21 protein-coding genes and 1 tRNA gene are annotated in these 20,014 nt (G+C 59.8%); 7 read left to right on the forward strand and 15 right to left on the reverse strand.

All coding sequences use genetic code 11. The features are described 5' to 3' along the window. Positions 1-19: 19 nt before the first annotated feature. The 5 genes from QDY28_RS21775 to fabA all read right to left on the reverse strand — a co-directional run bounded on the left by QDY28_RS21775 (position 20) and on the right by fabA (position 4,657). Positions 20-1,240 (reverse strand): acyltransferase family protein, encoded by a 1,221-nt coding sequence (locus QDY28_RS21775; RefSeq protein ID WP_331383704.1) that lies wholly within the window; start codon positions 1,238-1,240, stop codon positions 20-22. A 158-nt stretch (positions 1,241-1,398) separates the two neighbouring features. Further along, positions 1,399-1,977 (reverse strand): GNAT family N-acetyltransferase, encoded by a 579-nt coding sequence (locus QDY28_RS21780; protein ID WP_331383705.1) that lies wholly within the window; start codon positions 1,975-1,977, stop codon positions 1,399-1,401. Positions 1,978-2,055: 78 nt separating this feature from the next. After that, positions 2,056-2,862 (reverse strand): enoyl-ACP reductase FabI, encoded by an 807-nt coding sequence (fabI, locus tag QDY28_RS21785; RefSeq protein ID WP_331383706.1) that lies wholly within the window; start codon positions 2,860-2,862, stop codon positions 2,056-2,058. A gap of 4 nt (positions 2,863-2,866) precedes the next feature. Continuing rightward, positions 2,867-4,090: a beta-ketoacyl-ACP synthase I gene (gene fabB / locus QDY28_RS21790; protein ID WP_331383707.1), complete on the reverse strand. Its 1,224-nt coding sequence runs from the start codon at positions 4,088-4,090 to the stop codon at positions 2,867-2,869. 51 nt (positions 4,091-4,141) lie between these two features. Then, on the reverse strand, positions 4,142-4,657 hold the full coding sequence (fabA, locus tag QDY28_RS21795) for a 3-hydroxyacyl-[acyl-carrier-protein] dehydratase FabA (RefSeq protein ID WP_106996153.1): 516 nt from the start codon (positions 4,655-4,657) through the stop codon (positions 4,142-4,144). 298 nt (positions 4,658-4,955) lie between these two features. Between fabA and irrA the strand changes: the two genes are divergently transcribed. Further along, the gene (irrA, locus tag QDY28_RS21800) at positions 4,956-5,375 is read left to right on the forward strand and encodes an iron response transcriptional regulator IrrA (RefSeq protein ID WP_331383708.1); all 420 of its coding nucleotides are present in this window, start codon (positions 4,956-4,958) and stop codon (positions 5,373-5,375) included. A gap of 81 nt (positions 5,376-5,456) precedes the next feature. Here irrA and QDY28_RS21805 read toward each other — a convergent pair whose 3' ends face one another. Next, entirely contained in the window at positions 5,457-6,092 is a 636-nt protein-coding gene (locus tag QDY28_RS21805) for a trimeric intracellular cation channel family protein (protein ID WP_331383709.1), read from the reverse strand. 143 nt (positions 6,093-6,235) lie between these two features. Between QDY28_RS21805 and QDY28_RS21810 the strand changes: the two genes are divergently transcribed. After that, entirely contained in the window at positions 6,236-6,712 is a 477-nt protein-coding gene (locus QDY28_RS21810) for a hypothetical protein (protein ID WP_331383710.1), read from the forward strand. Positions 6,713-6,811: 99 nt separating this feature from the next. Here QDY28_RS21810 and QDY28_RS21815 read toward each other — a convergent pair whose 3' ends face one another. From QDY28_RS21815 to QDY28_RS21830, 4 genes are all read right to left on the reverse strand, one after another. Further along, positions 6,812-7,603: a YdcF family protein gene (locus QDY28_RS21815; protein WP_331383711.1), complete on the reverse strand. Its 792-nt coding sequence runs from the start codon at positions 7,601-7,603 to the stop codon at positions 6,812-6,814. A gap of 231 nt (positions 7,604-7,834) precedes the next feature. Then, the gene (locus tag QDY28_RS21820) at positions 7,835-8,077 is read right to left on the reverse strand and encodes a GIY-YIG nuclease family protein (RefSeq protein WP_331383712.1); all 243 of its coding nucleotides are present in this window, start codon (positions 8,075-8,077) and stop codon (positions 7,835-7,837) included. 183 nt (positions 8,078-8,260) lie between these two features. Then, positions 8,261-8,336: transfer RNA gene (locus QDY28_RS21825), tRNA-Ala, on the reverse strand. Between the two features lie 151 nt (positions 8,337-8,487). Next, positions 8,488-8,868: a TIGR02300 family protein gene (locus tag QDY28_RS21830; RefSeq protein WP_028754673.1), complete on the reverse strand. Its 381-nt coding sequence runs from the start codon at positions 8,866-8,868 to the stop codon at positions 8,488-8,490. 273 nt (positions 8,869-9,141) lie between these two features. On the opposite strand from QDY28_RS21830, the gene aroA reads away from it, so the two are divergent. The 3 genes from aroA to rpsA all read left to right on the forward strand — a co-directional run bounded on the left by aroA (position 9,142) and on the right by rpsA (position 13,131). Beyond that, complete coding sequence (aroA, locus tag QDY28_RS21835) at positions 9,142-10,497, forward strand: 3-phosphoshikimate 1-carboxyvinyltransferase (protein ID WP_331383713.1); 1,356 nt, start codon at positions 9,142-9,144, stop codon at positions 10,495-10,497. 120 nt (positions 10,498-10,617) lie between these two features. Continuing rightward, positions 10,618-11,250 (forward strand): (d)CMP kinase, encoded by a 633-nt coding sequence (gene cmk, locus QDY28_RS21840; RefSeq protein WP_331383714.1) that lies wholly within the window; start codon positions 10,618-10,620, stop codon positions 11,248-11,250. 177 nt (positions 11,251-11,427) lie between these two features. After that, positions 11,428-13,131 carry a 30S ribosomal protein S1 gene (rpsA, locus tag QDY28_RS21845; RefSeq protein WP_104821501.1) on the forward strand — a complete coding sequence of 568 codons (1,704 nt, stop codon included), beginning with the start codon at positions 11,428-11,430 and terminating at the stop codon, positions 13,129-13,131. Positions 13,132-13,263: 132 nt separating this feature from the next. On the opposite strand, the gene QDY28_RS21850 is transcribed toward rpsA, so the two are convergent. From QDY28_RS21850 to QDY28_RS21860, 3 genes are all read right to left on the reverse strand, one after another. Then, positions 13,264-14,976, reverse strand: coding sequence for a hypothetical protein (locus QDY28_RS21850; RefSeq protein WP_331383715.1), 1,713 nt, complete (start codon positions 14,974-14,976; stop codon positions 13,264-13,266). A 238-nt stretch (positions 14,977-15,214) separates the two neighbouring features. Further along, entirely contained in the window at positions 15,215-15,841 is a 627-nt protein-coding gene (locus tag QDY28_RS21855; protein WP_331383716.1) for a ribonuclease D, read from the reverse strand. Between the two features lie 106 nt (positions 15,842-15,947). Beyond that, entirely contained in the window at positions 15,948-16,721 is a 774-nt protein-coding gene (locus tag QDY28_RS21860; protein ID WP_331383717.1) for a metallophosphoesterase family protein, read from the reverse strand. 249 nt (positions 16,722-16,970) lie between these two features. On the opposite strand from QDY28_RS21860, the gene copC reads away from it, so the two are divergent. Continuing rightward, positions 16,971-17,339 (forward strand): copper homeostasis periplasmic binding protein CopC, encoded by a 369-nt coding sequence (gene copC, locus QDY28_RS21865; protein ID WP_331383718.1) that lies wholly within the window; start codon positions 16,971-16,973, stop codon positions 17,337-17,339. Beyond that, entirely contained in the window at positions 17,336-18,223 is an 888-nt protein-coding gene (gene copD / locus QDY28_RS21870; protein ID WP_331383719.1) for a copper homeostasis membrane protein CopD, read from the forward strand. Before copC ends, copD begins: the two co-directional genes overlap by 4 nt. Before the next feature lie 3 nt (positions 18,224-18,226). Here copD and QDY28_RS21875 read toward each other — a convergent pair whose 3' ends face one another. Both QDY28_RS21875 and QDY28_RS21880 read right to left on the reverse strand, forming a co-directional pair. After that, complete coding sequence (locus QDY28_RS21875; protein ID WP_331383720.1) at positions 18,227-18,997, reverse strand: TIM barrel protein; 771 nt, start codon at positions 18,995-18,997, stop codon at positions 18,227-18,229. A gap of 67 nt (positions 18,998-19,064) precedes the next feature. Beyond that, a complete protein-coding gene (locus tag QDY28_RS21880; protein WP_331383729.1) occupies positions 19,065-20,009 on the reverse strand; it encodes a helix-turn-helix domain-containing protein in 945 nt (314 codons plus the stop codon). Positions 20,010-20,014 lie beyond the last annotated feature (5 nt).

A 20,014-nucleotide genomic window follows, 5' to 3' on the forward strand; every position in this document is an offset into this window, starting at 1 on the left:
TTTTTTATACGCGCGTGATTTAGCCGGTTCGGTTCGAACGGGGCAGCAGGTGATCCCTCAGGATCAGGAAGTTTCTTTCCACGACAAACCAGAGCGTCGCCGCCACGATGAAGCAAGTGGCGAAATAGATGATAAAGCCGGACAAGCCCTGAAGATTGCTCCTGCCGAATACCATCTGGTCGAGATGATAGATGCCCTTATGGGTCAGATAGAGGCTGTAGGAGAGCGTCGCGATGCCTGATATCGCCGGAAGATGCCAGCGCGCGATCCTAGGCTGCAGATCCAGCAATGCGCCGAGAATGAACGCCACTCCCGCCGAGAAGAGCGGAAAACCGACGACCGCGCCTGGAAGAGGCTGAAGCACAAGCGGCAGATTGGTTTCTGCGAACGGTCCGCGGATGGAAAAGATGACAAGCGCCGCTATCGCGAACGTGCTGCCAAGCCCGAGCGCGATGTATGGCGGCATGTATCTTTCCCATAGCAGCGGCTTGAACAGCCGGATCGCTGCGAGAACGACGCCGAACGTCAGTCCATCCAGTCGATTATAAGTCGGATAATAAACGTCTCTCAGATAGACAGCGAGCGCCGCCCTGTAGGCGTGCATTTCAGCAGCCGGGCCAACCTCGTTCTGCCAGAGCGCAAATCTCAGACCCATGCCGGCAATTACGATTGTCGTAATCAGAAAGGCGGTGAAGATCGCTGTCGCGCGCCGTTTCAGAAAGACGACGAGAACCGGCAGAACCAAATAGAAATGCTCTTCGACGCTCAGCGACCAGGCCTCGGTGAACGTGCCGCTCGAGCGCGGATCGAGCCCGAAATTGACCGTGAAGGTCAGGAACCGCCAGTCCGATTGCATCGTCGGCGCATCGCGCAAGAAGGGAATGAACGCGTAAAAGGCAAGCACGAGCAGAAAGGCCGGCAATATGCGGAATGCCCGGCGAAGGTAGAAGGCTTTGAAGTCGACGGCATTGCGACGCGCGGCTTCCGCCATCAGTCGGGTTCCGATGAGATATCCGCTAAGCACGAAGAATATGTCGACGCCGATCCATCCATAGGGCCTGATTCCGGCCAATGCCAATGGGGTCGCTTCCTCCGGCAGATGCACGAGCATGACAAGCAGGATGGCAAGCGCGCGCAATATGTCCGGGCCCAATGCCCTTGCACTGACTGCGGCTTCGAGCGATGTCGCCTCGTCCAATGGATCGAGCGGCTTGGGACTGGCAACAGTTATGGTGTTCACGGCTGGGGGTTCCCGTAAATAGCTGGTGAATGCCGATGGACATGCAGGAAATACTGTTGAATGCGTCAGATGTATCGGAATTCCGGCCCGTCGTAATGGGCCATCCCCGGCAAGATGGAATTAACCTAAAATTTTCGTAAAATCTTATCGATTGGAGATTAACGCGCCCGATTCGGTGGGCTTGAGGTCCATTCGCGGCTCAGTACGGCATAGACATATTCGTCGCCCCAGATGCCCTCGAAGCGATCGTTTTCGATCAGATGCGCTTCGCGCCGCAGACCAAGCCGTTCGACGACGCCGATGGATCCGATGTTCTTCGCATCCAGCCGTGCGAAAATCCGGTGAAAGCCGAAGCTGCCGAAGCCGAGCGTGATGAGCGCCCGCACCGCCTCAGTCACATATCCCTTGCCGGAATAGGCCGGATTGAAGATGTAGCCGATCTCGGCCTGAAGGGCGACCTTGCTGGCCAGCTTGAGGCTGACCTGCCCCAGCAGAATATTGTCCTCGCGCCTTACTACGGCACAGCGAAGCATATCGCCATCTTCAGACAAACGCGTATTCAAGCCGGCGTCGAAACGCTCCTTCATCTCCTGTTCCGATGGAGGAGCGCTATAAAGGTAACGATAGACGGATGGCAGCGATCGATAGGCGCTGTAGGCTTCGAAATCCTCCGGCACGAAGCGGCGGAGAATGAGACGTTCGGTGGATGCGAGAGGCTCAGCATTGTTGAACGTCATTGATAATCCCGGTGACAATATTCCCGAGAAACCTGTCCCCGCAGCCGATGGCGGCGGGGGACAATTTCGAGCGGAAATTTATTCGACGTCAGCCTTGGTCAGCGCTTCCAGCGTCGGCATCGAGGTGATGTTGTATCCGGCGTCGACATAGTGGATCTCGCCCGTAACACCAGCCGAGAGCTCGGAAAGCAGATAGAGCGACGATGAGCCGACATTGTCGATGGTGACCGTCTTGCGCAGCGGGGCGTTGCGCTGGTTCCAGGAGAGGATGGCCCGGGCGTCGGAAATGCCGGCGCCGGCGAGCGTGCGGATTGGGCCGGCGGAGATGGCATTGACGCGGATGCCGCGCGGTCCGTAATCGGCGGCGAGATAGCGAACGGAAGCCTCGAGCGCGGCCTTGGCGACGCCCATGACGTTGTAGTTGGGTATCACGCGCGTCGAGCCGTTATAGGTCAGCGTCAGCATGCTGCCGCCTTCGACCATCAGGTCGGCGGCGCGCTTGGCGACTTCGGTGAAGGAGAAGCAGGAAATCACCATGGTGCGGGTGAAATTGTCCCGCGTGGTGTTGGCATAGAGCCCCTTCAGCTCGTTCTTGTCGGAAAAGCCGATGGCGTGGACGATGAAGTCCAGCCTGCCCCAGCGTGCCCTAATCTCGTCGAAGACAGAATCGACCGAAGCTAAATCCTCGACATCGCAGGGCAGCAGAAAATCGGAGCCGACTTCGGCAGCGAGCGGCTTGACGCGCTTGCCGAGCGCCTCGCCCTGGAATGTGAAAGCCAGTTCCGCGCCTTCGGCTGCAAGCGCCTTTGAAATACCCCAGGCAATCGAGTGATTGTTTGCGACGCCCATGATGAGGCCGCGCTTACCCTGCATGATTCCCGTCATTGCTTTATCCGTTATAGCGCTGGAATACGAGCGTGGCGTTGGTGCCGCCGAAGCCGAAGGAATTGGAGAGAGCGATATCGAACTTGGCGTTGTCGATACGCTTGCGGACGATCGGCACATCTTCGAATTCCGGATCGAGTTCGCTGATATGGGCGCTTTCACCGATGAAGCGCTCCTGCATCATCAGGATCGAGTAGATCGATTCCTGCACGCCGGCTGCGCCGAGCGAATGGCCCGTCAGCGACTTGGTCGATTGGATCGGCGGGATCTTGTCGCCAAAGACTTCGCGAATGGCGCCGATTTCCTTGCTGTCGCCGACCGGCGTCGAGGTGCCGTGCGTGTTGATGTAGTCGATATCCCCCTTCACGGTCGCGAGCGCCTGGCGCATGCAGCGCACTGCGCCCTCGCCCGACGGCGCGACCATGTCGTAGCCGTCCGAGGTGGCGCCGTAGCCGACGATTTCGGCGTAGATCTTGGCGCCGCGCGCTTTGGCATGCTCGAGCTCTTCCAGCACCAGCACACCGGCGCCGCCGGCGATGACGAAGCCGTCACGATTGGCATCATAGGCGCGAGAGGCGGTTTCCGGGTGATCCTCATTGAACTTGGAGGACATGGCGCCCATGGCGTCGAAGAGGTTGGACATCGTCCAATCGAGATCCTCGTGGCCGCCGGCGAACATCACGTCCTGCTTGCCCCACTGGATCATCTCGGCGGCATTGCCGATGCAGTGCGCAGAGGTCGAGCAGGCGGAGGAGATGGAATAATTGACGCCGTGGATCTTGAACCAAGTGGCAAGCGTCGCCGATGCCGTCGACGACATCGACTTCGGCACGGCGAAGGGGCCGATGCGCTTCGGGCTGTTGTTCTTGCGGGTGATATCGGCTGCTTCGATCAGCGTGCGGGTCGACGGGCCGCCCGAACCCATGATGATGCCGGTGCGCTCATTGGTAATGTCGCTTTCTTCGAGGCCGCTATCGGCGATCGCCTGCTTCATGGCGACGTGGTTCCATGCCCCGCCCTGCGAGAGGAACCGCATGGCGCGGCGATCGACCAGCTCGGTCGTGTCGATCTTCGGCGAACCCCAGACCTGGCACTTGAAACCGTGTTCGGCAAAATCGGAGGAGAAAGAAATGCCCGACTTGGCTTCGCGCAGCGAGGCAGTGACTTCCTGCGCATCGTTTCCAATCGAAGAGACAATACCCAGACCCGTAACTACTACCCGTCTCATGTCGATGACCTTTTCTAAAACATCTCTCTTTGTGGTGGCGGCGAGCGCAGGTCAGGCAACCTTGTCCTTTGACAGACCGACGCGCAGGTCCGTTGCCTGATAAATGGTCTCACCATCGGCCTTCAGCCAGCCGTCTGCCGTGCCGAGGACGAGGCGGCCTCTCATGACGCGCTTGAAGTCGATGCCATATTCGAGAAGCTTCGTGTCCGGACGAACCATGCCCTTGAACTTCACCTCGCCGGTAGACAGCGCCATGCCGCGACCGGGCTCGCCGAGCCAACCGAGGAAGAAGCCGGTGAGCTGCCACATGCCGTCGAGGCCAAGGCAGCCCGGCATGATCGGATTGCCGGCAAAATGGCAGGGGAAGTACCAGTCATCGGGGCGCACGTCGTATTCGGCGCGAATGTAGCCCTTGTCGAAGGCGCCACCGGTTTCGGAAATATCTGTAATGCGATGGACCATCAGCATCGGCGGTAGGGGAAGCTGCGCGTTGCCCGGGCCGAACAGTTCGCCGCGGCCGCAGGCCAGGATTTCCTCATAGTTGAAGCTGGATTGTCTCGTCGTCATAAAGTTCCGTTTCCCCCGCGCAAATGCCGATTGATGTGAAGCTTTAGTGTAAGATCGACAGAAAATGAAGCGCAAGCATGATGCTCGCATTCCAACGTCCGACCGAACACACTTCACTGTTATGTGGTGGTCGCATACAGGAAGGCTAGGGCTGCTGCCAGAGGCAAATGCGCCAAGAACCTTCTTTTTACGGCTTTTGGCCGCCTTCCCACCCCATGGAAACTATTGAAAGCAATCCAGGCAAAAGTTATATGGCTTAGTAAAGATTTATAGAGATCAGGAATCCGGAGTTCCCTGAATGGCGGAAGAGGCCGAAATCGCGATCGAAAGCAGGCTGCGCAGCGCGGGCCTGAGACCGACCCGGCAACGCGTCGCCCTCGGCGACCTTCTCTTCGCCAAGGGCGACCGACACCTGACCGTCGAGGAACTGCATGAAGAGGCAGTCGCCGCCGGCGTGCCGGTTTCGCTCGCCACCGTCTACAACACGCTGCATCAGTTCACCGAAGCCGGCCTGATCCGTGTGCTTGCCGTCGAAAGCACCAAGACCTATTTCGACACCAACGTATCGGACCATCACCACTTCTTCATCGAAGGCCAGAACGAAGTGCTGGATATTCCGATCAGCAATCTGACGATCGGCAATCTGCCGGAACCGCCGAAGGGCATGGAGATCGCCCATGTCGACGTGGTCATCCGCCTGCGCCGCAAGCAGCGATAAGGCTAGGCAATAGGCAATAGGCAATAGAATTGTCTTCCAGCCGTTTGCTGCTGCCTGTTGCCTAATTCCTACTACCTCCAATTACATCACATCGTCAGGATGCCGGCCGGGCTTATGATGGTAGGTCGGGAAGGTCCAGCCGAACCAGAGCGCGCCGCCGCGTACGGCGAAGGCTGCGGCGACGCCGAGGGCGGCCGAGGCATAGAGCGGCATCGTGGTGGCATTGGCGGCGGTGAAGGCGCCGGCGCCGACGAGCGCTGCGGTCACGTAGATCTCCGGCCGCAGCAGCACCGAGGGCTCGTTTGCCAGAAGATCGCGCAGGATGCCGCCGAAGGTCGCCGTCAGCGCGCCGGTGACGATGGCAACCGTCGGCGAGCCCGTCGCCGCTATGCCCTTGGCCGCTCCCATGACGCAATAGGCCGACAGACCGACCGCATCCAGCCAGATCAGCAGGCGGTAGCGCGACTCAAAGAGATGTGCGGTGAAGAAGACGAGCACGCCGGCTATGGCGCAGATGATGATATAGGTCGGGTTCGACACCCAGAAGACCGGCACGCGGCCGAGGACGATATCCCTCAGCGTACCGCCGCCGATCCCGGTGACCGCCGCAAGAAACAGGAAACCGATCAGATCGAGTTGCTTGCGCGAGGCCGACAGCGCGCCAGTTGCGGCAAAGAGGGCAACGCCGGCATAGTCGAGAAACGAAAGAAGCGACATTCGGGGCTCCAGGAGAGTGCCGGCGCGATTTTCGGCGAAGAAAATCACGGCGGCAAGGGCCGCGCAAGCAGGCAGATGTAGAGATGGCGCAGCGGTCGCCGCAACCCCTGTAGCCGACCCTGCGCTTTCAAGAGGAAATGCCGGTGAAATCCCTGCTGATCGTGATCCTGAATCTCATCGCGCTCGTGATCATGCCCGTCGTGGCGCAAGCGCAGCAATCACTCGTGCAAGATCCGGTGGCCTTCGAGAAGGAACACTTTACCAAGCGCTGCGAGGGCCAGGCGAGCTTCGGCGACGGCTTTGCCACGGAGCGGGACATCAACAACGACTCGCTGACCGACCTCGTCGTCAACGAAGGCGAGATTACCTGCAAAGGGGAAAAGGGCCCTGATTGCACCGATGAGGGCTGCCCCTACAACTTCTACATCCACGTCGCCGAAGGCGGCTATATTCTCGTCGCGACAGCCCGGATCTATGGCTACGATTTCGTCCAGCGCTTCGGCAACATGGTGCTGGTCATGAAGATGCACCCGCGCTTTTGCGACCGAACCGAGGGTGATCCTTGTGAGATCACCGTCCGCGTCCGCGGCGTGAAATTCGTCACCGTCGCGAAAAAATAAGCCCTATCGCCCGAGCGTCTATTGCGGGCCGGCCACGTGGTTACGGGCCGGCCACGTGGTCACGGGCCGAGGCCACGTGATTACAGGCTGGCCGCGTGGTTAAGGGCCGGGATAAAGAGTCGAGGTGCGGCCGGCAGCGTAATAGCCGACGAGACCGATCCATTCGCGGACGCCCGTCGCCAGCAACTGCGCATTCAGCGACGGCTGGGTGAAATCGAAGCCTAGCGTTTCCTTGCCCGTGCTGCGGTAATCGACCGGCCAGGGGATGACATCGATGCCCTGCTTGCGGAAAATTCCCATGGACCGCGGCATATGGAAGCCGGACGTGATCAGCAGGCAACCGGAAAGACCGTTCTGCGCGAGAAGCTGTTTGGTGTTGACCGCGTTCTCAAGCGTGGTGCGCGAGGTCGTGTCCTCGACAAGCCGATCCTTTGGAAGACCGAGCGCAACAAAGAAGCGCTCGGAAATGACCGCATCCCCCTCATACTTGCCGCTGATCGAACCGTCGCCGCCGGAGACGACGACGCGTGCCTGCGGAAACTTCTGCGCCAGCCGCAACGTCTCGACGAGACGATCGCCGGCCGAATCCATCTCGTACCCACCCCGCGCCGTCGTCACCTCATTCTGCGTGGCGCCGCCGAGGACGATCATGCATTTGAGATCCGCGGGATCAGCGGCCGGATGCGGAAAGCGTTCTTCCAGGCCTTGGACGATATAGGCGCCGGCGGTCGTATAAAGCGCGACGAATAGGATCAGGACCGACAGCAGCGAGGAAACAATTGCGATGAAGCGCCTGCGAACAAGGCTGCCGACTAGGGCCAATGCGCCGAAGAAAAACGCCAGCGACAGGGGCTGACCAAAAATCCAGACAAGTTTCGAAAAAACGAACAAGATACATCCTCGGGCGTGTCGAGCTGGAGCTCTCAAAAGCAACGGCAGAAAACGATTCGTTTTTTCCTAGCAGATTTTTGTGCGCTGCAATGTGGCGATTTTGGTGGGTGGGGAAAAGTGCGGGAGTGTGAACGAAACATCCCAGCGCTGGTAATCAATATGGGGCAGATGAGTTAATGCCCTAATTTCCTGACGTGAGAATAAATCAGGCTCATCGGCAAACAGAGGCAATCAAACAAGTCTCTTCTTCGCAAAAGCCCTGCCGGAATGAGACTTCAAATATGTCTCAAATTCCAATGCTCTGTATTTGTCCGGAAATGCTGAATACCAGAGCAGAATCCAAGGCGTGAATTTTGCTGTATGACTCGATTTGCCGGCATTGTGATCGGCGAGTCGCTGCTTAAGATCCGATGTGGATCCGGTATATTGCTGTTGGGGAAAATCGACGCTCTGGAGAATGTAAACGTACCACATTCGGCCTATCGCTCCGCGAGTCGTATCGAGCACCGCTCTGACTCAGAGGTTTCCTGAGGCTGCCTTTACAAAGCTTGTGGGTGAGATTTTAAGCCCGTCGTCGCCCTGCGGGCTTTGCCGGGCACTGCTTCGGCCTAACGGTTTCCCGCGGCTGTGCCACGCGAAGCCCGTAAGGGCGAAGCGTGGTGGAGCTAAGCGGGATCGAACCGCTGACCTCTTGCATGCCATGCAAGCGCTCTCCCAGCTGAGCTATAGCCCCATCAAGGTGGTGCCGTTTGACCGGCCCTGGGTCCCTTCCGAGCGCTTCGCCCGTCGGGGTGGCGGCTTATTACTTCTGGTTTTTGCAGATAGCAAGCCGAAATTTTCGGCCCGGAAAACTTTTCTTGTTCACCGAGCCGATTGTTCGCAAATCAAACGTCGTCGTCGTCGCCGGTAACGCCGATGATGTCGCTCATATCGTCGTCATCTTCGTCTTCGTCGGCTTCGAGGAAGGTATCGTCGTCATCGTCGCCGATTTCAACGTCGTCATCGCCGATATCCGGGATATCGTCGCCGGCGGCAGCCTCGTCCGCGTCTTCGAGCGACACCAGTTCGACTTCCGTGTTTTCGGTATCGACTTCGGCCACTTCGTCCTCTTCCGGAACTTCCTTGGAAGCGGAGGTTTCCTCGAAGAAGGACAAGGGCCAGGACTTGCCGGTATAGGGCGAGACGACCGGGTCCCGGTTCAGGTCATAGAACTTCTTGCCGGTATCTGGATCGGTACGTTTTGTTCCAAGTTCCGCTTTCGCCACTGTCAAAGCCTCATGAATGGCCGAATAAGGATTCGGCAATGCCGGGGAAGCCGGCGTTTTAAGGGAAATTATCAGCCGGTCCCCTTAATCGTTGCGGCTCTTCCTGTCAAAGCCAAACTTTATATACGCGAAGACTGGTTTTCCCGGCATTCCGGGATGACCGGGCAGCGGGTCTATGGTAACGAGCCAGCGTGAACCGCAGGTCAGCTGGCGCAACAGGAGCTAAGCCAGCGATAATGCGGCGTAAATAACGGCATCGCAAAGGAATTGCCCATGCCGCACGACATTCAACCGCGGCCCGCGACAGCGCGCCGCTCGACCAATCTTTCCGGCACCATCCGCGTTCCCGGCGACAAATCCATTTCGCATCGTGCCCTCATGTTCGGCGGCCTCGCCTCGGGTGAAACCCGCGTTACCGGCCTGGTCGAAGGCGAGGATGTGCTCAACACAGGCAAGGCCATGCAAGCCATGGGCGCTGAGATCGAGAAGATCGGGGCCGAATGGATCATAAGGGGCGTCGGCAACGGCGCGCTGCTCGCCCCGGAGGCGCCGCTCGATTTCGGCAATGCCGGCACCGGCAGTCGCCTGACCATGGGCCTCGTCGGCGTCTATGATTTCGAATCCACCTTCATCGGCGACGCCTCGCTTTCCAAACGGCCGATGGGCCGTATCCTCGATCCGCTGAGGCGGATGGGCGTGCAGGTCAAATCCAGCGAAGGCGACCGGCTGCCGGTGACGCTACATGGGCCGGAGACGGCCAGTCCGATCACTTATCGCGTGCCGATGGCTTCGGCGCAGGTCAAATCCGCCGTGCTGCTCGCCGGCCTCAATGCGCCTGGCATCACCACCGTGATCGAGCCGGTCATGACCCGCGATCATACCGAAAAAATGCTGGCCGGCTTCGGCGCCGATCTTTCGGTCGAGACCGATCGAGACGGCGTGCGCACCATCCGCCTTCAAGGTCAGGGCAGGCTTTCCGGCCAGATCATCGATGTTCCTGGCGACCCCTCCTCGACGGCTTTTCCGCTGGTCGCGGCACTGATCGTCCCCGGCTCTGATATCACCATCCGCAACGTGCTGATGAACCCGACCCGCACTGGCCTCATTCTGACGCTGCAGGAAATGGGCGGCGATATCGAGGTTCTCGACAGGCGTCTTGCCGGCGGCGAGGATGTCGCTGATCTGCGCGTGCGCTCCTCGGCGCTCAGGGGGGTCACCGTGCCGGCTGAACGGGCGCCGTCAATGATCGATGAATATCCGGTGCTCGCCGTCGCCGCCGCCTTTGCCGAGGGCACGACGGTCATGCTTGGGCTGGAGGAACTGCGGGTCAAGGAGTCCGACCGGCTTTCGGCGGTTGCCGAAGGGCTGACGCTCAACGGCGTTAATTGCACCGAAGGCAGGGATTCGCTGACGGTTCGGGGAAGGCCGGATGGGAAAAGTCTTGGTAGTGTGGACGGAAGCAGGGTCAAGACCCATCTCGACCATCGCATCGCCATGAGTTTCCTGGTCATGGGGCTTGCCTCGGAACATCCGGTCGCGGTCGACGATTCCACCATGATCGCCACAAGCTTCCCGGAATTTTTTGACCTCATGACAAGATTGGGTGCGACGATCGAGATCGAGGACTGATAGAGCACGGGCCAATGGCCATCCAAAGCCATTGGCCCTATGATGCACTGAGCGCCGAATGGCCGATCTGGTGCGGCGATACGACAATAACAATAAGACCGAAGGCAGGACTATAAAAGAATGATCATCGCCATCGACGGACCCGCTGCGGCAGGCAAGGGAACCTTGTCGCGCCGGATCGCCGAGGAATATGGTTTTCACCATCTCGATACCGGCCTGACCTATAGGGCGACCGCCAAAGCCCTTCTCGACGCCGGCCTGCCGCTCGACGACGAAGCGATTGCCGAGACGATGGCACGTAAGGTCGATCTTGCCGGGCTCGACCGCGCGGTGCTGTCGAAACATGAGATCGGCGAGGCGGCATCGAAGATCGCCGTCATGCCGGCGGTTCGCCGGGCGCTGGTCGACGCGCAGCGGGCTTTTTCGCTGCGGGAGCCGGGCACGGTTCTGGATGGACGCGATATCGGCACCGTCGTCTGCCCGGATGCGGCAGTGAAAATCTATGTCACGGCATCGGCGGAAGTCAGGGCGAAACGGCGCTACGACGAAATCGTCAATGCCGGCGGCGGCGCCGATTATGCGGCGATATTCGAGGACGTGAAACGGCGCGACGAGCGGGACATGGGCCGCACCGACAGCCCTTTGCGGCCGGCAGAAGACGCGTACTTGCTTGATACCTCAGAAATGAGTATAGAAGCGGCGTTTCAGACGGCAAAGTCGATCATCGACGCCAGTCTGAGCCGAAATGCCTGAAAATGCGAGCGGCTTTCGCGTGCTTTGCGCACGAAGTCGCTGATTTCAAAGCCTGACACTCCGTCCAAGCGCCGGATAGCTTTCCCAAGGGGAGGCGGACGGATGCAGGCCTGTTCAACACGAACCACCGGCGCACTAGTGTCCCTAATGCACAATAAGGACACGCCAGGAGATTTTATGTCTGTAACTTCCCCCTCTCGCGAAGATTTCGCGGCCCTTCTCGAAGAATCCTTTGCCAAGAACGATCTGGCTGAAGGCTATGTCACCAAGGGTATCATCACCGGCATCGAAAAGGATGTTGCCGTTGTCGACGTCGGCCTCAAGGTCGAGGGCCGCATCGCGCTGAAGGAATTCGGTGCACGCGCCAAGGACGGCACGCTCAAGGTTGGCGATGAAGTCGAAGTCTATGTCGAGCGCATCGAAAACGCGCTTGGCGAAGCTGTTCTGTCGCGCGAAAAGGCTCGCCGCGAAGAAAGCTGGATCAAGCTCGAAGCCAAGTTCGAAGCTGGCGAACGCGTCGAAGGCGTCATCTTCAACCAGGTCAAGGGCGGCTTCACCGTCGATCTGGATGGCGCGATCGCCTTCCTGCCGCGTTCGCAGGTCGACATCCGTCCGATCCGCGACGTGACCCCGCTGATGCACAACCCGCAGCCCTTCGAAATCCTCAAGATGGACAAGCGCCGCGGCAACATCGTCGTGTCCCGTCGTACGGTTCTGGAAGAGTCCCGTGCCGAGCAGCGTTCTGAAATCGTTCAGAACCTCGAAGAAGGCCAGGTTGTTGACGGCGTCGTCAAGAACATCACCGACTACGGTGCGTTCGTTGACCTCGGCGGCATCGACGGCCTGCTGCACGTCACCGACATGGCATGGCGCCGCGTGAACCATCCGTCGGAAATCCTGTCCATCGGCCAGCAGGTCAAGGTACAGATCATCCGCATCAACCAGGAAACCCACCGTATTTCGCTCGGCATGAAGCAGCTCGAGAGCGATCCGTGGGATGGCATCCAGGCCAAGTATCCGGAAGGCAAGAAGATTTCCGGTACGGTTACGAACATCACCGACTACGGTGCGTTCGTCGAGCTGGAGCCGGGCATCGAAGGCCTCATCCACATCTCGGAAATGTCCTGGACCAAGAAGAACGTTCACCCCGGCAAGATCCTGTCCACGAGCCAGGAAGTCGAAGTCGTCGTTCTCGAAGTCGATCCGACCAAGCGTCGTATCTCGCTCGGCCTGAAGCAGACCCTGGAAAATCCGTGGGCAGCATTCGCCCGCAACCATCCGGCTGGCACCGAAGTCGAAGGCGAAGTCAAGAACAAGACCGAATTCGGCCTGTTCATCGGCCTCGACGGCGATGTGGACGGCATGGTGCACCTCTCCGACCTCGACTGGAACCGTCCGGGCGAGCAGGTCATCGAGGAGTACAACAAGGGTGATGTCGTCAAGGCCGTCGTTCTCGACGTCGATGTCGATAAGGAACGCATCTCGCTCGGCATCAAGCAGCTCGGCAAGGACAGCGTCGGCGAAGCCGCTGCTTCCGGCGAACTGCGCAAGAACGCCGTCGTCTCGGCTGAAGTCATCGCCATCAACGATGGCGGCATCGAAGTGAAGCTCGTCAACCACGACGACATCACCTCCTTCATCCGCCGCGCCGACCTGTCGCGTGATCGCGACGAGCAGCGTCCGGAGCGTTTCTCGGTCGGTCAGACCGTCGACGCCCGCGTCACCAACTTCTCCAAGAAGGACCGCAAGATCATGCTGTCCATCAAGGCTCTGGAAATCGCAGAAGAGAAGGAAGCGGTCGCTCAGTTCGGTTCGTCCGACTCGGGCGCTTCGCTCGGCGACATCCTGGGTGCGGCTCTGAAGAACCGCAACGCCGAATAATCTTCGGCTAGCCTGATAGAGATAAAAGACCCGCCGGAGCGATCCGGCGGGTTTTTGTTTGCCTCTGCTCCAGATTCAAAAACCAGAGCCATAATTGTCTTCATACGAACGGACGGCTCGGATGCGGCGCGGTTATTGCCACTCCACCATGCGCTGATAGAAATCGAAGGCGTGATCGCGCAGGGAATTCTGCGGCGCAGGTGCGGGCAGCGTCAGCGGTTTTGGCGGAACTGCGCTGGCTTCTGAGGAGGCTACCTCAGCATCGGCTTCGCTGGATGCCTCTGAAACTGGATGATGCATTTCGTCTGGCTCAGAGTCGTTTTCGCTTTCGTCCTGCGCCGTTTCTCCGCCCTGCCCCTGTTCGTGTTCCTCGTCGTCGGCGGGATCGACACGATCGACCCTCTCCAAATCCTCGTTGTCAATGGGGACGTCCGCCGGGAGATAATGTGCGATGGCAAACGGAATGCCTTGTGGCAGCGGCAGCGGCGTTGCCATCTGCGCCGCGGCATCGGGCATGTCGACGGCAGGTGCGACCTGCGCGCCGTCCAATGATTTGCTCTGAGGTGCGGCGGGCGCGTTCTGTATCTCATTGCCAGAAACCGAGTTCTGACTTGCCATGGCGGCGGCGAGATTCCGGGTGCTTTCATTGCCCGTCGTCTGCGGCAGCGACTGCACCTGCTTCTGATCGTCGGCATTGGCGGCAAGCGCCTGCGCGATAATCTTTTCTGCCGAGGACTCATCGTCCTCAATGATCTGCAGAAGCTCAGGTCCGGCGATGTCGATGGCGCGGCCAGTGACAACCTGCAGCCCTTGCTTGATATCGGCCCGGATCTGCTGGATATCCCGCGGCACAGGCGGCGGTGTAATCGGCGATCTGATCAGAGCGATTTCCGTTGGAAGCTTGTCCTCGGCAGATGTGGCCAGCAACGCCACTGCAGCGGAGGATATGTCGCCATCTACGGGGACAGCATTTGGCGGAAGAACGATCTCGCCGATGCCCGTATCAACAAGGAGTGCAGTTGCGGCAGGTGGAAGCGGGCTGGATTGCTGATTTGGGACAGCTTGTGGAGTGGAGGCAGTCTGAAGGTCCGGCAATACCTCCGGTTCCAAAATCGCCGCCGCCACCAGAACGGCCTGAGCCGGTGCAATCGCAGCCGGCGTTGCCGCAGAAACCTGCGCGGGAGATGCGGAGAGAGCAGCCGTCGCGACGGCGGGTGCCGGCGTTGCCGCGCTCTCCGGCGAAGCCGCTAGGACCGCCGGAGCCGTTGAGGGAGCGACGTTCGCAGTCTTCAGGGCCGTTTGTGCCGGGACGGGAGACTGCGGTTCGATCGTCTCGCTTTTACCGGCATTCTGGCCATAGGAATTGACGACGGCCTTGATGACCGCGTCGGGCTCCGGTGCCAGCGCCGCATCGAGGTTGATGGCGATTTGCAGGGCTTCCGGCCCATCCGGATTGGTCAACGCCTCGGCGATCAGAGGCAGCGGGAGCGGAGTTTCCGCCTGCTTATCCAGAACTTGCTGGGCCACGGCAAGCTGTTGCGGCGGCAAGCTGCGGATCGTATCGACCAGCCGCTGTGCCAATGCGGCATTGCTCTCATCCGGCTCACGCGAGACGTTCAGCGCCGCGCTGGCATCATCGATGACGGAGAGCAGGCTATCGAACATCCGCTCGCGCGCCGCCACGAGCAGCATGGTCAGCTTGCCTTCGACACTGGCGGTCACCGTATTCGGCAGCACGGCAAGCGGCGTCGCGGCCGTCTGGGCACCGGACGTCTCGGCGGTGGCAACCCCAGGCTTTTCAAGCGCTGTAGCCAAAGCAGACACGGCACTCACGGGAGACAACATGGATGCTCCTTTGTCTGACAAGACGGAAGCAGAAGGCAGGTTCAGTCAGGGTCCGCTCATGCGGCCGTCAGCAATTCGAAGCCGTAGGACCGGCGGATTGACGCGAAAAGACGTCGGTCGAATGCATGAAATCAGGGGTAGAATAACAGGAGGTGTCTTAACAGATTGCTAACTAACGAGCCGATGCCATATCCGCAGCACCGGCTTTTCCGTTTCAATTCGCTTTTAACGCGGCCGATCAGCTATGCGCGAAAATATCGGTCTCTTCCCAGCCGAGCAGGTCCAGTTTCGCCCGGGTCGGCAGGAAGGTGAAGCAGGCATCGGCATGCTCGATACGGCCGTCGCGCACGAGGCGCTCTTTCAGCTTGTCACGCAGCGCATGCAGGTAAAGCACATCGGAAGCGGCATATTCGAGCTGCGCCGGCGAGAGCGTCTCGGCCGCCCAGTCGGAAGACTGCTGCGCTTTGGAAATATCGACCTCGAGCATCTCCTTGAGATTGTCCTTCAGGCCGTGGCGGTCCGTATAGGTGCGGCAGAGGCGTGAGGCGATCTTGGTGCAGAAAACCGGCGTCGTGGTGACGCCGAAAGTGTGAAACAGCACGGCGATATCGAAGCGGCCGTAGTGAAAGATCTTCTCGCGCGTGGGGTCGGCAAGCATGGCGACGAGGTTCGGCGCCTCTTTCTGGCCGGCGGCGATGCGGATCACATCGGCGGTGCCGTCGCCCGGGGAAAGCTGCACGACACAGAGCCGGTCGCGGCGCGGGATGAGGCCGAGTGTTTCGGTATCGATCGCGATGGCGCCGGTGTAGCGGGCAGCATCGGCAGCGGAAATATCGCCTTCGTGATAACGGATGGTCGCGGCCATGAAGCTCTCCCGGCTCTGTCATTCATTTTTCGTCCTGTTCTATAGAACAGACAAGGAGATAACGATACCACGCCGGCTTAAAATGTGGGCGGTGCATAGATCAGGCTCACGTCGAGGTGATGTGGATGCGCCCTTGCCAAAGACGCGCCGCCGTCAGCTTTCCGGAACGGAAGGCGCCGGTGTCGATATTGAGCCGCAGCCCATGCGCTTCGGCTTGTCTGACCGGCGTATGGCCATGAATGATCAGCTTCGGCAGCGGCTGCGCGCTATCGTAAAAGCGCGAGCGGATGAAAACGAGATCGTCATCCTCCTGCGCCGCGATCGGCCGTTCCGGATCGATGCCCGCATGAACGAACAGCACCTGCGGCGTATCCAGCAAAATCGGCAGCCGGCGGAGAAAGTCGAGATGATCGTCGGGCAGCCAGGTTCGGATGAAGGTATCGAGTTTTTTTTGCCGGGGATATTGTCGCTGTAGGGTCTGGATATCCACACCATAAGAATTCAGCGTCGCGTCGCCGCCAAGCGCGACCCAGTCGTCCAGGGATATTTCACCATCGGCATAGGCGAGCATGGCCAGTTCATGATTGCCTGTCAGGCAGATGCGCTCGAAACCGTTCGGCAGCGGCGCCATCAGACGGCTGACGACCTGTGCCGAGGCCGGACCGCGATCGATGAAGTCACCGAGCATGATAATCAGTTTGCGGCCGGGCAGTGCGGCGGCATCTGCGAAAATCCTGCGTTCGAGCGCGCTCAGGAGGTCGTAGCAGCCATGTACGTCACCGATTACATAGGTCGGCGTATCCAAGATCTCGATGCACTCCCGACGCCGGCGCGGGCGGAAGCCGCGAGTCACTTTCTCGCGTATGGTATTCGCCGCCATGAAACTCCCTCATCGAAATGTCACCATCCCGAGCGCTTTAACCCTCCTAAGCAAAAATAATCGAAAAGCGACAATTCTTTGCCAAACACGGGAATAAACGTCTCGGCCTGATGTCTATGTCGACGGAAGCCGGCCATAAAGGGTCACCTTGCGGCAAAGCGTCCCGAACATAGCCATTCCGCATCAGGAAAATTGACATAGCATGTCCACAACTCTATCGCGCTCGGTAAACCGACAGGAGGATTTTTCATGACCAAGATCATTACCAGACTCGGCCTCGCCGCCATTTTGGCCCTCGCCCTTTCCGCTCAGGCTTTTGCGCACGCACATCTGAAGTCGGCAAGCCCAGCGGACAAGAGCACCATCAAGGCCTCGCCCAGCGATCTCGACCTTACCTTCAGCGAAGGCCTGAACCTCAAATTCTCCGGCATCAAGGTGACCGGCCCCGACAAGGCGGTCGTCAAGCTCGGCGAGCCCATGCTGATGCAGAACGACACCGTATTGATGGTTCCCGTCTCCGAAACGCTTGCCGCCGGCACCTATACCGTCGAATGGCATGCCCTTTCCACTGACGGTCATAAGACCACTGGCAGCTACACCTTCACAGTAAAACCTTGATCGATCCCAACACAGCGCTCGAGGCGTGCCGCTTCTTTCACGACGCATCGCTGATGCTTCTGTGGGGCGCCTCGGCCTTTCTCTGCCTTCTGGTGCCGAAAGTGTTGGCGGAGAAGGTCTGGCGCATGTTCGGCGTCGCACCCGTCCTTGCAGCGCTGGTTGCCGGGCTGACGGCCCTTGCCTCTCTGCCGCTTGCAAGCGCCACCATCGGCAATGGCTGGAGCGATGCTTTCGATGCCGGCACGATCCGTGACGTTCTGTTCGAAACCACGGTCGGGCGGGCCTGGCTGGCCCAAGCCGCCGCTGCCCTCATCCTCCTTCTTGCTTTCCTGCCGCCGGAGCGTTGGCGCCACCCGGGCATAGCGCTCGGCTCTGGTCTTAGCCTTGCCGCGCTCATGCTCACTGGTCACGCCTCGATGCATGAAGGCTGGCTGAAGCTCGCCCATCGCGCCAATGACATTATTCATGTGCTGGCCGGCGGCGGCTGGCTGGGCGCCCTGGTGCCTCTGGTCCCGATCCTCCAGCTTTTGAACACGCCCGAACACCGGACGGAGGCGCTGTTGGCGCTGCGGCGCTTTTCCACCGTCGGTCATGGCGCCGTGGCACTGGTCATCGCCTCGGGCCTGGTCAATACGATGCTAGTGCTTCAGCGCCTGCCGACGGACTGGTCATCCGGCTATCAAACGCTGCTTGCCATCAAGATCGTGCTTGTCGCCGGCATGAGCCTGTTGGCCATCATCAATCGCTATGTCCTGGTGCCCCGAATGCTGCACGATCGGGCTCGGGCTTTGAGCGCTATCCGTCGAGGAAGTATTGCCGAGATCTTTCTTGGCATCGCCGTCATCGCGCTGGTCGCCGTCTTCGGCGTGCTCGAGCCCGTCTAACCGTCAAGCCGACAGCGACTTCACCACCGCGCGAACCGCCTCGACATCCTCCGTTTTCGGCCTGTATTCGAGACCGACCCTGCCGCTGTATCCATGGGCAAACAACCAATTCAGGCGATTGAGCAGATCGATGCTACCGGTGCCAGGATCGTTGCGGCCCGGGTGATCGGCGACGTGGACATGCACGATGCGATCGGCGCGTTTGCCAACCACATCTTCCGTGCGCTCGCCCATGACAGCCGAATGATAAATATCGTAGACGATGCCGATTTCCGGTTGCCCCACCTCGTCGATGATATCCAGGCCTTCCGCGGTTGAGGACAGATAGTAGCCGACATGATCGATCCTGGTGTTCAGCGGTTCGAGGCCGAGGCGTATGCCCGAGCCGCTCAGAATATCGGAGGCGGCGCTCAAGGCGGAGAGCAAGGCCTCCCGCTGTTCGGCGCGTGAAAACTCCGGCAAATCGTCGCCCGCCTGCGCGATCAAAACTGTGGCACCGAGGCGCTCCGCCACACCGGCCGATGCCTGCAACCCCTCCAGCCAGGCGTCCTTATTCGCCGGATTCGTCAGCGCGATCATCGGCTCGGCAACTATGCCCGAGACGGCGATCCCCGTCTCCTCGATCACGGATGCGATCGCATCCAGGTCCTTGTTCGTCCAGCGCCAGAATTCGACTGCGCTCAATCCGGCCTGGTGCGCCAGCCGGATCCGGTCGGCAAATTGGTCGCCTTCGCGGGCGAACAGCCATTCGATACATGCCGAAAATTGCCGCATGAAAATCTTCCTCCAAACAATATGCGCTGCGCGCGCCTTATCGGCAGCGACGGCGAGAGACCAGCCACTAGAATTGCGGGGCGGACCGGCGCAGGGCGGGCTGGGCGCCTTCGACGCTCATTGCCGTAACCATGCGCATGTCGCGGCGGAAATCCGAAGGCGACATGCCGGCAATATGGCGGAAGGATTTGTTGAATGCGCTGATCGAGCCGAAGCCGCTGTCCATCGCCACCTGCAGCACATTGGCGCCGTCACGCATCAGCATGGCCTGGGCGCGCGACAGGCGCAGCAGATTGACGTATTTGCTGAGCGTCATTCCAGTGCATTTCTTGAAGAGGTTCATCGCATATTTCGGATGCAGATCCGCCGCCTTGGCGATATCGACGGTATCGATGTCGTGCAGGAAGTTGCTGGCGATGAAATCGCACATCCGCGCCAGGCTGGGCGAGGATTGCGGGTGGATCTGTTCGCTCGGCCGATGATCGCGCTTTTCCGGCAGCATGCGATAGGGCTCGAAGGCGATACGTTCCAGGCGCAGCAGCAATTCGGCAACCGCGTGTTCGGCCTTGGCCGGATCGCCCGAGCGGACATAACGATACCACCGGGCGAAATTCTCGTTGTCGGCGGCATCCGTCGCGGAGGTGACCAGGGTCTCGCCTCGCATCAACCGGCCGGAAATATCAAGCGGCAGGCGCATGCGGAAGAAGTGCACCAGCGGCAGATGCGCGCCTGCATAGATCGAATCCTCGGACGAATCGTCCATCTGATGCGGCTGCCCGCCCCAGAACACGCAGATATCGCCGGCGCGGAGCTGAATTTCATGATCGTTCATACGATAGTGAACCGTGCCGCGTATAAGGTAATTCACCTCGACCTGCGCGTGCCAATGCGGCTTCACCATCAGCGGCGGATGGGTATGAAACATCTGCAGCGTCGTCGGCAGCCCTTCGATGCTGCTGGCGCCCGGCTGATAAACCGCTCGATGACCCACCTTACTTTCCGCCAAGTCGATGTTCC

Origin of the sequence: Rhizobium sp. BR 362 (assembly GCF_036528765.1) — a bacterium.
GTDB lineage: Bacteria > Pseudomonadota > Alphaproteobacteria > Rhizobiales > Rhizobiaceae > Rhizobium.